General features: G+C 41.4%; 13 protein-coding genes. All 13 read left to right on the top strand.

What is annotated here, in order from left to right; all coding sequences use genetic code 11:
* The coding region (locus Q0R88_RS15270; protein ID WP_295717592.1) for an NAD(P)H-dependent oxidoreductase subunit E at positions 1-169 on the top strand (169 nt) is incomplete at its 5' end.
* A gap of 1 nt (position 170) precedes the next feature.
* Complete coding sequence (locus Q0R88_RS15265) at positions 171-353, top strand: hypothetical protein (RefSeq protein ID WP_295717589.1); 183 nt, start codon at positions 171-173, stop codon at positions 351-353.
* 2 nt (positions 354-355) lie between these two features.
* Positions 356-1,714, top strand: coding sequence for an NADH-quinone oxidoreductase subunit NuoF (gene nuoF, locus Q0R88_RS15260; RefSeq protein WP_295717586.1), 1,359 nt, complete (start codon positions 356-358; stop codon positions 1,712-1,714).
* 177 nt (positions 1,715-1,891) lie between these two features.
* Entirely contained in the window at positions 1,892-2,887 is a 996-nt protein-coding gene (locus tag Q0R88_RS15255) for a 2Fe-2S iron-sulfur cluster-binding protein (RefSeq protein WP_295717583.1), read from the top strand.
* Positions 2,887-3,930: an NADH-quinone oxidoreductase subunit NuoH gene (gene nuoH, locus Q0R88_RS15250; RefSeq protein WP_295717581.1), complete on the top strand. Its 1,044-nt coding sequence runs from the start codon at positions 2,887-2,889 to the stop codon at positions 3,928-3,930. The genes Q0R88_RS15255 and nuoH overlap by 1 nt, the downstream gene beginning before the upstream one ends.
* A gap of 4 nt (positions 3,931-3,934) precedes the next feature.
* Positions 3,935-4,432 (top strand): NADH-quinone oxidoreductase subunit I, encoded by a 498-nt coding sequence (locus Q0R88_RS15245; protein WP_295717578.1) that lies wholly within the window; start codon positions 3,935-3,937, stop codon positions 4,430-4,432.
* Between the two features lie 61 nt (positions 4,433-4,493).
* The gene (locus tag Q0R88_RS15240) at positions 4,494-4,991 is read left to right on the top strand and encodes an NADH-quinone oxidoreductase subunit J (RefSeq protein WP_295717576.1); all 498 of its coding nucleotides are present in this window, start codon (positions 4,494-4,496) and stop codon (positions 4,989-4,991) included.
* Entirely contained in the window at positions 4,991-5,320 is a 330-nt protein-coding gene (gene nuoK / locus Q0R88_RS15235; RefSeq protein WP_295717574.1) for an NADH-quinone oxidoreductase subunit NuoK, read from the top strand. The genes Q0R88_RS15240 and nuoK overlap by 1 nt, the downstream gene beginning before the upstream one ends.
* Before the next feature lie 138 nt (positions 5,321-5,458).
* Positions 5,459-7,372: an NADH-quinone oxidoreductase subunit L gene (nuoL, locus tag Q0R88_RS15230; protein WP_295717570.1), complete on the top strand. Its 1,914-nt coding sequence runs from the start codon at positions 5,459-5,461 to the stop codon at positions 7,370-7,372.
* Between the two features lie 22 nt (positions 7,373-7,394).
* Complete coding sequence (locus tag Q0R88_RS15225) at positions 7,395-8,870, top strand: NADH-quinone oxidoreductase subunit M (RefSeq protein WP_295717566.1); 1,476 nt, start codon at positions 7,395-7,397, stop codon at positions 8,868-8,870.
* A gap of 51 nt (positions 8,871-8,921) precedes the next feature.
* The gene (locus tag Q0R88_RS15220) at positions 8,922-10,304 is read left to right on the top strand and encodes an NADH-quinone oxidoreductase subunit N (protein ID WP_295717564.1); all 1,383 of its coding nucleotides are present in this window, start codon (positions 8,922-8,924) and stop codon (positions 10,302-10,304) included.
* Between the two features lie 55 nt (positions 10,305-10,359).
* Positions 10,360-11,007: a VTT domain-containing protein gene (locus Q0R88_RS15215; RefSeq protein ID WP_295717562.1), complete on the top strand. Its 648-nt coding sequence runs from the start codon at positions 10,360-10,362 to the stop codon at positions 11,005-11,007.
* A gap of 9 nt (positions 11,008-11,016) precedes the next feature.
* On the top strand, positions 11,017-11,562 hold the full coding sequence (locus Q0R88_RS15210) for an inorganic diphosphatase (protein WP_295717560.1): 546 nt from the start codon (positions 11,017-11,019) through the stop codon (positions 11,560-11,562).
* Positions 11,563-11,569: the final 7 nt, after the last annotated feature.

Below are 11,569 nucleotides of genomic sequence, written 5' to 3'. Positions count from 1 at the left end.
TGACGTTACCCCCGATGGCTTATTTAGCTGGAGAGGCGTAGAGTGCCTTGCTGCCTGTGGCTTTGGCCCGGTGTTGCAAATTGGCCCCGAGTACACTTTTTACGAGAACTTAACCACCGAATCTGTTGATAAACTGATTGGTGATTTAAAGCAAAAAGGTAATAACTAACATGAAAGACAGAATAAGGCTTACCACCTGGGACATCGCATTATTAGCAGGTATCCTGCTTTATATAACGGTACAAATGCCCGAGCGTTATAGCCTGATAGTTGGTTTAACAACTGTTCTGATACTTACAAATTGTATAAAAAATCATATAGCTGCTTATAAATTTAGCGGTAAAATATATTAGTAATGGCACGTAAATTACTTTTAGAACATATAAACGTACCCGGCATCAATACATTTGATGTTTACCGCTCAAAAGGCGGTTACGCCGCTGTTGAAAAAGCCCTGAAAACCTTAACACCCGATGAAGTGGTGGAAGAGGTTAAAAAATCGGGCTTGCGCGGCCGTGGTGGTGCAGGTTTCCCTACCGGGATGAAATGGAGCTTTTTAGCAAAGCCGGAAGGTGTTGAGCGTTACCTGGTTTGTAACGCCGATGAATCTGAACCCGGTACTTTTAAAGATCGTTATTTGATGACTTATATTCCCCATTTATTAATTGAGGGAATGATCGTATCCAGCTTTGCGTTGGGTGCCAAAACATCATACATATATGTTCGCGGCGAAATGATGCCGCAGATCCGCATACTGGAAAGAGCTATTGCCGAAGCAAAAGCAAAAGGCTTTTTAGGTAAAAATATATTAGGATCGGGTTATGATCTTGAATTATATGTTCAACCTGGTGGCGGTGCTTACATCTGCGGCGAGGAAACTGCTTTATTGGAATCATTGGAAGGCAAACGTGGTAATCCGCGTATAAAACCACCATTTCCTGCTATCGCGGGTTTGTATGGTTGCCCTACGGTGGTAAACAATGTGGAATCAATAGCGGCAGTAGTGCCTATCGTTAACGAAGGTGGCGACGAATATGCTAAATTAGGTATTGGCCGCAGCACAGGTACCAAGCTGATCTCGGCTGGTGGTAATGTTAAAAACCCTGGAGTTTATGAAATTGACCTGGGTTTACCGGTAGAAGAGTTTTTGTACTCTGACGAATACTGTGGTGGTATTGCCAATGGCAAACGCTTGAAGGCGGTTGTTGCAGGTGGTTCATCGGTGCCAATATTGCCTGCTAATCTTTTCTTGAAGACCATTAATAACGAGCCCCGCCTAATGAGCTATGAATCATTAGCCGATGGTGGTTTTGTAAGTGGTACCATGATGGGTTCTGGCGGTTTCATTGCATATGATGAAGACCAGTGCATTGTGCGTAATACCTGGAATTTTACCCGGTTTTATCACCACGAAAGCTGCGGACAATGTTCGCCTTGCCGTGAAGGTACCGGTTGGATGGAGAAGGTACTGCACCGCCTGGAGTATGGCCATGGCAAAATGAGCGACATGGACCTGCTGGTTGATGTATCTAAAAAAATTGAAGGAAATACAATTTGTCCGCTTGGTGATGCGGCAGCATGGCCGGTGGCCAGTGCTATCCGCCATTTCAGGGATGAATTTGAATGGCATGTAACTAACGGAGCGGAAGCTACAACCCGTAATTTTGGGTTAGCGCATTATGCTGATCCGTTAACGGTTGCAGCGACAGCATAAAATAACACACCACTATGTCATTGCGAGGAACGAAGCAATCTCATAAGGACAGGTGACGACTATGTATGACGAGATTGCCACGCTGCGCTCGCAATGACATACCGGAAAAATGTAGAGGTTTCTAAACTTTAAGATTTAGAAATCGGGATTTAGAGTTTATACAAGGACGTTATATAAATGTCAATGAAAGTAACAATAGACGGAATACCCGTTGAAGTAGAACCAGGAACAAGCATCCTAAATGCCGCGAGGCAGATAGGTGGCGACATCGTTCCGCCTGCTATGTGCTATTACTCCAAGCTGGAGGGCAGTGGTGGTAAATGCCGTACCTGTTTGGTAAAGGTGACTAAAGGATCTGAAAAGGATCCACGCCCTATGCCTAAGCTGGTTGCATCTTGCCGTACCGGTGTTATGGATGGCATGGAAGTACAAAACATTACCTCGCCCGAAGTTGTGGAGGCCCGTAAAGGTGTGGTTGAAATGTTATTGATCAATCACCCATTGGATTGCCCTGTTTGCGACCAGGCCGGTGAGTGCCACTTGCAGGATTTAGGCTTTGAGCATGGCGCTGCTAAAACACGCTACGAGTTTGATCGCCGTACATTTGAGAAGATTGATATTGGCGATAAAATTCAGCTGCATATGACGCGTTGCATCCTGTGCTACCGTTGTGTGTTCACTGCTGATCAGATCACCAATACCCGTTTACACGGTATCCTGAACAGGGGCGATCATTCCGAAATCTCCACTTATATCAGCAAAGCTGTTGATAACGATTTTTCTGGAAATATGATAGATGTATGCCCTGTAGGTGCATTAACAGATAGAACCTTCCGCTTTAAAAACCGTGTATGGTTCACTAAACCTGTAGATGCACACCGCGATTGCGATAAATGCTGTGGTGAAGTAACTTTGTGGTATAAAGGCGAGGATGTGATAAGGGTAACAGGCCGCAAGGATGTTTATGGTGAGGTTGAAGAGTTTATTTGCAATACCTGCCGCTTTGATAAAAAGAAAACAGCTGATTGGGTAATTGAAGGCCCACGCAAAATATCGCATAAATCGGTTATCAGCTCAAATCACTACGAGTTTACACCGCTGCCGGTTGTTAAAACCAACCCGGTATTGATGGAAGCGAATAAAGAACAATTTGAAAGAGACACACGCTTATAATGGGATTAGTAGATATAGCATTTAAATTTGGCCTGATATTGATTATTTTCCTTATCAGTTTGGTTGTGGCCATGTACTCAACTTATGCCGAGCGCAAGATAGCCGCGTTTTTCCAGGATAGGATAGGCCCTAATCGTGCAGGTCCGTTCGGACTTTTGCAGCCACTGGCTGATGGAGCTAAAATGTTCCTGAAAGAAGAGATCATTCCAACCAACGCAACACCATTCCTGTTTATAGTTGGCCCCTCACTGGCCATATTAACAGCGTGTATAGGTTCGGCAGTTATCCCATGGGGGCAACAGATCACCATAGGCGGGCATATTGTTGATTTGCAGGTTACAGATATTAACGTAGGTGTTTTATACATCTTCGGTGTGGTATCATTAGGCGTATATGGCGTAATGATTGGCGGCTGGGCATCAAACAATAAATACTCTTTATTGGGCGCTATCCGCGCGGCATCACAGAACATCAGTTACGAAATTTCAATGGGCTTGTCAATCATCGCTTTGCTGATGCTGACAGGTACCTTAAGCTTACGTGAAATTGCCGAGCAACAGCACGGCTGGAACTGGAATATATTACGCCAGCCACTTGGGTTTTTGATATTTATTGTATGTGCTTTTGCCGAAACCAACCGTACACCATTCGATTTACCTGAGTGCGAAACTGAGTTGGTTGGTGGTTATCATACCGAGTATTCGTCAATGAAACTGGGCTTTTACCTGTTTGCCGAATACATTAACATGTTTATTTCATCGGCAGTAATGGCTACCTTATATTGGGGTGGTTATAACTACCCGGGTATGGATTGGATGCTTGCGCATACCGGTCCAACTATTGCGCCAATTATTGGTGTGGTGGTTTTGTTCGCTAAAACTTTCTTGTTCATCTTCTTTTTTATGTGGGTACGCTGGACAATTCCACGTTTCCGTTACGATCAGTTGATGGATCTGGGCTGGAAGATATTGATACCATTGGCCATTGCCAATATTGTACTAACGGGTATAGTTAGTGCAACACTTACTCACTTTGGATATTAATTAAATGGAATCATTAAGCAATAAACGAAAAGTATTGGAAGTAAAGCCGCTCAATTTTTTAGAGCGTGCTTACCTGCCGGCTATCGCGGGTGGACTTATTACTACCATGAAGCACTTTTTCAGGAAACCGGTAACGATCAGTTATCCTGAAGAAAAACGTGAGTTTTCTGAAAACTTTAGAGGTATGCACTCGCTTAAACGCGACGAGGATGGCAAGGAACGCTGCACAGCCTGCGGGTTATGCGCATTGTCATGCCCTGCAGAAGCTATAACCATGACGGCTGCAGAACGCCAGAAAGGCGAGGAGCACCTGTACCGTGAAGAAAAATACGCCGCTGTTTATGAAATAAACATGCTTCGCTGCATTTTTTGCGGTCTTTGTGAAGAAGCCTGCCCTAAGGAGGCTATATATCTTGACGGAGATATTGTACCTGCCGACTATTTAAGGAAGGATTTTATTTACGGTAAAGACAAATTAGTAGAGGCACCCCTAAATCAATAAAGAAGTTTTATACCTTTGCCCAACTCTTTTAATGGGGCAAGGGTATTTTGTAAATATAAACATGAGTACATTTTACTTCATCGCATTTTTGTCCATATTCTTTTCGATATTGGTTATTACGGCCAAAAATCCGGTACATAGTATCCTTTATCTTATACTTACCTTTTTTACGTTCACTATTCATTATATTTTAATGAACGCCCAGTTTTTGGCGATAGTTAATTTTATAGTGTACATGGGTGCTATCCTGGTATTATTCCTTTACACATTGATGCTTATCAACCTTAATAAGGATAGTGAGCCTGTTAAGCCATTTATGGTGAAATTTGCGGGTGTGTTTGGTGGTGGTATACTGATGGTGGCTTTAGCGGCCTCTTTAAAATCTATCGGCGCATCTAACCCTGTAATATTACAGAACCCCGATCTGGGCCTGGTAAAAAACCTGGGTAAAGTATTGTTTAACGAATTTTTACTGCCATTTGAAATATCGTCTGTATTGCTGCTATCGGCAATGGTGGGCGCTGTTTTACTGGCTACAAAAGACACAAAAACTGCATAATGGAAAGTTTAACAAATACAATACATGCGGTACCGCTTAATCATTACATTTTATTAAGCAGCATTATTTTTTCGATTGGTGTAATGGGTGTATTGATACGCCGCAATGCTATCGTAATATTTATGTCGGTTGAATTGATGCTGAACGCGGTGAACCTTTTGCTAACGGCATTCTCTGTTTACAGGGGCGATGCTTCGGGCCAGGTTTTCGTATTCTTCATTATGGCACTTGCTGCTGCCGAAGTAGCAGTAGGTTTGGCTATCATAGTGATGATCTACCGGAATACCAATTCGATAGATATCAATGTGCTGAACAGGCTTAAGTGGTAGGCCCCCCGGCCCCCTGAAGGGGGAGGAATAGAAGAAAATAATCAAAATTTCTCAGTAGAGAGATTATTACTAAACATAAACAAATAAAACTTTTAAAGTCTCACCCTTCAGGGGGAGATTTAGAGGGGGCTATAAAACATGAATCAATACATCTGGCTTATTCCCATATTACCGTTGGCCGGTTTTATTATTAACGGACTTGGTCGTAATTCATTATCAAAAGGAATAATAGGCTTTATTGGAAGCCTGCTGGTGCTGGTATCTTTTGGCTTAAGCCTGGCGGTTTTCTTTCAGATCAAATCAACCGGAAACCCTGTAAATGTTGCTTATTTTGACTGGATTAATGCGGGCCCTGTTCATGTGCCTTTCGCATTTTTGATAGATCAGTTAAGTTCTATTATGCTGCTCATTATTACAGGTGTTGGTTTCCTTATCCACCTGTATTCTATAGGTTATATGCATCACGATAAAGGCTTCGGTAAGTTTTTCGCTTACTTAAACCTGTTTGTTTTCTTCATGCTTTTACTGGTATTAGGATCAAACTACATCATTATGTTTATAGGATGGGAGGGCGTAGGTTTATGCTCATACCTGCTTATAGGTTTCTGGTATACAAACCCAAGCTATGCAGATGCTGCCAAGAAGGCTTTCATCATGAACCGTATTGGTGATTTGGGCTTTTTGTTGGGTGTATTCTTAATGATCTACGCATTTGGCACCCTTGAATTCGCTACATTATTTCCTAAAGTTGCGGCCTTGAAAGTAGGTGCTGCACCGCTTACAGCTATTACCATGTTGCTGTTTGTGGGCGCCATAGGTAAATCGGCACAGTTACCTTTATTTACCTGGTTGCCGGATGCCATGGCAGGGCCAACCCCTGTATCTGCATTGATCCACGCTGCAACCATGGTTACAGCAGGTATTTATATGATTGCCCGCTCAAACATTTTGTATAGCATGGCGCCATTTACAATGGAAGTTGTAGCTATAGTAGGTTTAGCAACCGCGTTATTTGCCGCGCTTATCGCCCTTACGCAAACTGATATTAAAAAGGTATTGGCTTATTCAACCGTATCGCAACTGGGGTATATGTTTTTAGGCTTGGGCGTAGGTGCTTACACTGGCTCTTTCTTCCATGTATTAACGCATGCATTCTTTAAAGCCTTATTATTCCTTGGCGCGGGTTCTGTTATTCACGCGATGAGCGATGAGCAGGATATGCGTAAAATGGGAGGCTTAAAAAGCAAGTTGCCTGTTACGTTTGCTACCATGCTTATCGGTACTATTGCTATTTCAGGTATACCACCGTTCTCTGGTTTCTTTTCAAAAGACGAAATTTTGGCTCATGCCTATGCGCATAGTACCACATTTTATGTGGTGGGTGTTTTTACAGCTATGCTTACTTCGTTCTACATGTTCAGGATGATGTACCTTACTTTCTGGGGTAAATTCCGTGGCACACATGAACAGGAGCATCAATTGCATGAGTCGCCTGCAACCATGACCATTCCATTGATCATATTGGCAATACTTTCTATAGTGGGAGGTTTAATTGGCGTGCCTGAGGTGTTGGGCGGTCATCATGAGTTAGGTCATTACCTTGCTCCGGTATTTAAAGCTTCAGCAGCCGTATTACCTTCAAGTGAATTATCATCAAGTACCGAATGGATCCTGATGGGTGTTTCGGTAGGTGTTGCATTGTTCGCGTTGATATATGCGTACATCAAATACGTGCAAAATGGCCGCGTTCCGGTAGCTGATACCGAAGAGCGCCCGGCATTGAGCAGCTTATCATACCATAAATTTTATGTTGATGAGCTTTATGATTTTGTGATTCGTAAACCATTAGATTTTCTGTCAACATTTTTCTACAACGTTGTGGATAAGATGGGCATAGATGGATTGGTAAACGGCTTAGGCAAAGGAACTATTGAAACCAGTAAAGGGCTGCGTTTATTGCAGACCGGTAATGTGGGTTTCTACATATTTGTAATGGTGCTGGGTATAATAGCCATATTGCTTTACAGTGTATTTGGATTAACTAAAGTATAAACGATAGCGTTTAAAATATAAAATGACCGTTAGTATATTAATTTTTTTACCGGTAGTTGCCGCAGTTATAGTAGCCTTATTAAAAAATGGAGTTGCTAAGCATGCCGCATTATTTTTCTCTGTTGCCCAACTGGTAATAGCCGGCCTGTTTTTAAGCCGTTTTGTGCCCGATGCAACAACACAGTTTGGTATTGATGTGCCATGGATAGCAAAATTTGGTATCTATTTTAGCGCCGGTATTGACGGGATCAGCATGATCATGGTATTACTTACCACCTTGCTTGTACCGCTTATTATATTAACTACCTACAAGCATGAGTACAAAAATGCGGGTGCATTTTATGCTTTAATACTATTTATGCAAGCTGGCTTGCTGGTAGTGTTTACCGCGCTGGATGGGTTTTTGTTTTACGTTGGATGGGAAGCCGCATTGATTCCTATTTATTTTATATGCGCCCTTTGGGGTGGCGAAAACCGCATCCGTATTACACTTAAGTTTTTCATTTACACCTTTGCCGGGTCGTTATTTATGCTGGTAGCTATCATCTACCTTTATTTACAATCCCCGGATAAGACTTTTGATATCCACAATTTTTACGCTTTAAAGCTTACTGCTCAACAACAGTCATGGGTGTTTTTAGCATTCTTTATGGCATTTGCTATAAAAATGCCTTTATTCCCTTTCCATACATGGCAGCCCGATACTTATACAGAGGCTCCGACAGGTGGTACGATGATGTTATCGGGCATTATGCTTAAAATGGGTATCTATGGAGTTATCAGATGGTTAATACCAATTGCGCCTCTTGGGCTTGCTCATTGGCAACCCATAGCTATCATACTCGCCGTTATAGGTATTGTGTATGCTTCTATCATCGCATTTAAGCAAACCGATGGTAAGCGGTTGGTAGCTTATTCATCGATAGCGCACGTAGGTCTTATTGCTGCTGCAATTTTTACCTGGAACGTGCAGGGTTTACAGGGAGCCATGATACAGATGCTTAACCACGGTATTAATGTGGTAGGTATGTTTTTTATATGGGATATCATCAGCAGGCGTTTAAATACCCGCGATATCGGCCAGCTTGGTGGTATTGCAATGGTGGCGCCCAAATTTTCTATAGCGTTTTTAATTATCGTATTGGGTACAGTAGGTTTACCACTAACCAACGGTTTTGTGGGTGAATTTTTGTTGCTGGATAGCGTTTTTCAATATAGCGCTTATCACTACATGAATTTGGCCCTGGTGATTGCCGCTGGCTTAACTATCATTTTTGGAGCTGTATATATGCTGCGCATGTATAAAAATGTAATGCAGGGTGAGCTTAATGAATTGACAACAACTTTTAAAGATATAAGCGGATCTGAGCAATTGGTTCTTACTATTATCTGTATACTAATAATTGTTATAGGCGTTTACCCGCAGCCAATAATGCATATATCTGAGGCGGCTGTTAATAATTTGTTGGGCACCCTGAATGGAAAGTTGGTGTATTAAGAAGAAATTCTAAACTCTAATTTCTAATTTCTAAAAAAGAAAAATATTTAAATGACTACTTTAATCATCATATCTGTTTTACCAATAGTGTTGCTGTATCTTGGATTATACAAGGCTACAAAAGCATTATTACCCGTTACTGTGATCGGCTTAATTGCCGCCCTGGTTTGTGCTATTGCCGAATATAAAACTCCGGATACCACTATGCCAATTTATCATGGTATGATGATGTTCAATAATTTTTCTGTTGTATTTTCATCTGTTACTATCATCAGTACTATCCTCATCCTGCTATTGTCTGCCGGGTATTTCGAGAGGATAAGCAACCATGTGGCGGAGTACTATGCCATTATATTGTTCTCGCTGGCGGGTATCATTGTAATGGTATCTTACTATAACCTTACCATGATGTTTATTGGTATCGAGATTATGTCAGTAAGTTTATACATCCTGGCAGGTATAAAGAAAAGCGATTTTGCCTCTAATGAAGCGGCTTTAAAATATTTCCTGATGGGGGCTTTCTCAACAGGTTTCTTACTGTTTGGTATTACGCTGATATACGGTTCAACAGGATCATTTAGTTTGGAAGTTATCCGCGACTGGGTTTTGGCTCATCCGCATATCGATCCTATGTTCTACACTGGAATAGGCTTAATCGTTGTTGGGCTTTGCTTTAAGCTTGGCGCCGCGCCGTTCCATTTTTGGACTCCTGACGTGTACGAGGGTTCGCCAACCATCATTACGGCCTTCATGTCAACAGTGGTAAAAACAGCCAGTATTGCTGCATTTCTCCGTTTGTTTTCTGCTTGTTTTGCTCCGCTATCAGATTTTTGGGTACCGGTTTTATTGGTAATTACCGTAGCAACTTTATTTGTAGGTAACATCACAGCGCTGTATCAGCAAAGCTTTAAACGTATGCTGGCTTTTTCCAGCATATCGCATGCCGGTTATTTGTTATTTGCTATAGTTGCTTTGGGTTCAGCATCTGCAAACTCGGTATTCATGTATGCTACTGCCTATTCAATAGCTTCAATTATCGCTTTTGGTAGTTTAATATTGGTTCATCAACAAAGTGGCAGCGATAGTTTTGAAAGCTTTAACGGCCTTGCAAAAAACAATCCTTTCCTGGCCCTTGTATTAACTATATCAATGCTTTCACTGGCTGGTATTCCGCTTACTGCAGGGTTTATCGGTAAGTTCTTCATGTTTTCGGGCGCGTTGTCAAAATACCAGGTTTGGCTGGTTATCATAGCCGTTGTAAATGCTATAATAGCTATATTCTATTATTTCAGGGTTATAGTTGCCATGTATTTCCGGACGGCTGATAGGGCCGAAGTTATTGTTCCGGTATATTATAAACTTGTTTTTGCAGTTTCTGCTTTAGCAACAGTTATCATCGGTATCTACCCTGATTTTATCTCGCGTTTCATTTAATATTAACTGAGTACTACAAATTGATATAATATTTGTAGTTTTACAGATATAGTGAATGGAAAGTTTTTGGGATTACCTTCAAAATTTAACGGACGCTCAATCCATCATAAGCAGGGGAGGCTTTTATTTCCTGCTTGTTGTTGTTTTTGCTGAAACCGGCCTGTTTTTTGGTTTTTTTTTACCAGGAGATTACCTGCTATTTATGGCAGGTTTGCTGTGTTCGGCTGGGAAGGTTGATGTAAACATATCTACGTTGGTGTTATCGCTCATTGCAGCAGGCATATTAGGAAATTTTACGGGTTATTGGTTTGGTTACCGAACGGGACCTGTGTTATTTAATAAGAACGATTCGCTATTTTTTAAGAAGCGGTATGTGGTACTGGCCAGCGATTTTTATAACAAATACGGAGGGATGGCCTTGATTTTAGGGAGATTTTTCCCGATAGTTAGAACATTTGCTCCTATATTTGCAGGAGTTGTAAAGGTTGATATCAAAAAATTTGGTTTATATAACCTGATAGGAAGTGTAACCTGGGTATGCACCTTTACATTAGGCGGATATTTCTTAGGAAGAAGGTTTCCGCAGGTAAAGGATTATATGCAGTATATAGTGCTGGGATTGATCGTAATTACCTCCATCCCGCTTATTTTAGCTTACGTCAAAAAGAAGTTAGTAGAGAGTAAAGAAAAACATAATACATAATAAATACCGATGAGTACACAACATCCATGGCACCAGGTTTCTCCAGGTGAAAATGTTCCCGAAATTGTTAACGCTATTATAGAAATACCAAAAGGTTCAAAAGCTAAATACGAGATAGATAAAGATTCTGGTTTGTTAAAATTAGATCGCGTTTTGTTCTCGTCAGTAATGTATCCTGCAAATTATGGCTTTATTCCGCAAACTTATTGCGATGATAAGGATCCGTTGGATATATTGGTGCTTTGCTCAATTGATGTTTTCCCGATGTCGATTATTGAGGCAAAAGTTGTAGGTGTAATGCATATGGTTGATAATGGCGAGCAGGACGATAAGATCATTGCTGTGGCCAAGAACGATATGTCTGTAAATTACATTAACGATTTGAACGAGCTTCCACCGCACGCGATGACCGAGATTGTTCGTTTCTTTAAGGATTATAAAAAGCTGGAAGGCAAAAATGTAACCATCGAGCATTTATTAGGTGTGCGGTATGCGCATAAAGTAATACTTGAAAGTTTGGAATTGTACAAGTCTACATTTCCTGTTTACCAATAATTAATAG

Source organism: Mucilaginibacter sp., assembly GCF_025362475.1.
Lineage (GTDB): Bacteria > Bacteroidota > Bacteroidia > Sphingobacteriales > Sphingobacteriaceae > Mucilaginibacter.
The sequence above is the reverse complement of the archived record's forward strand: the minus strand, read 5'-3'. Positions and strand labels throughout refer to the sequence as shown.

Excerpts from the sequence above, each read along its gene's own strand:
- Q0R88_RS15265 (WP_295717589.1), top strand. The coding sequence starts at position 171 with ATGAAAGACAGAATAAGGCTTACCACCTGGGACATCGCATTATTAGCA.
- nuoF (WP_295717586.1), top strand. The coding sequence starts at position 356 with ATGGCACGTAAATTACTTTTAGAACATATAAACGTACCCGGCATCAAT.
- Q0R88_RS15255 (WP_295717583.1), top strand. The coding sequence starts at position 1,892 with ATGTCAATGAAAGTAACAATAGACGGAATACCCGTTGAAGTAGAACCA.
- nuoH (WP_295717581.1), top strand. The coding sequence starts at position 2,887 with ATGGGATTAGTAGATATAGCATTTAAATTTGGCCTGATATTGATTATT.
- Q0R88_RS15245 (WP_295717578.1), top strand. The coding sequence starts at position 3,935 with ATGGAATCATTAAGCAATAAACGAAAAGTATTGGAAGTAAAGCCGCTC.
- Q0R88_RS15240 (WP_295717576.1), top strand. The coding sequence starts at position 4,494 with ATGAGTACATTTTACTTCATCGCATTTTTGTCCATATTCTTTTCGATA.
- nuoK (WP_295717574.1), top strand. The coding sequence starts at position 4,991 with ATGGAAAGTTTAACAAATACAATACATGCGGTACCGCTTAATCATTAC.
- nuoL (WP_295717570.1), top strand. The coding sequence starts at position 5,459 with ATGAATCAATACATCTGGCTTATTCCCATATTACCGTTGGCCGGTTTT.
- Q0R88_RS15225 (WP_295717566.1), top strand. The coding sequence starts at position 7,395 with ATGACCGTTAGTATATTAATTTTTTTACCGGTAGTTGCCGCAGTTATA.
- Q0R88_RS15220 (WP_295717564.1), top strand. The coding sequence starts at position 8,922 with ATGACTACTTTAATCATCATATCTGTTTTACCAATAGTGTTGCTGTAT.
- Q0R88_RS15215 (WP_295717562.1), top strand. The coding sequence starts at position 10,360 with ATGGAAAGTTTTTGGGATTACCTTCAAAATTTAACGGACGCTCAATCC.
- Q0R88_RS15210 (WP_295717560.1), top strand. The coding sequence starts at position 11,017 with ATGAGTACACAACATCCATGGCACCAGGTTTCTCCAGGTGAAAATGTT.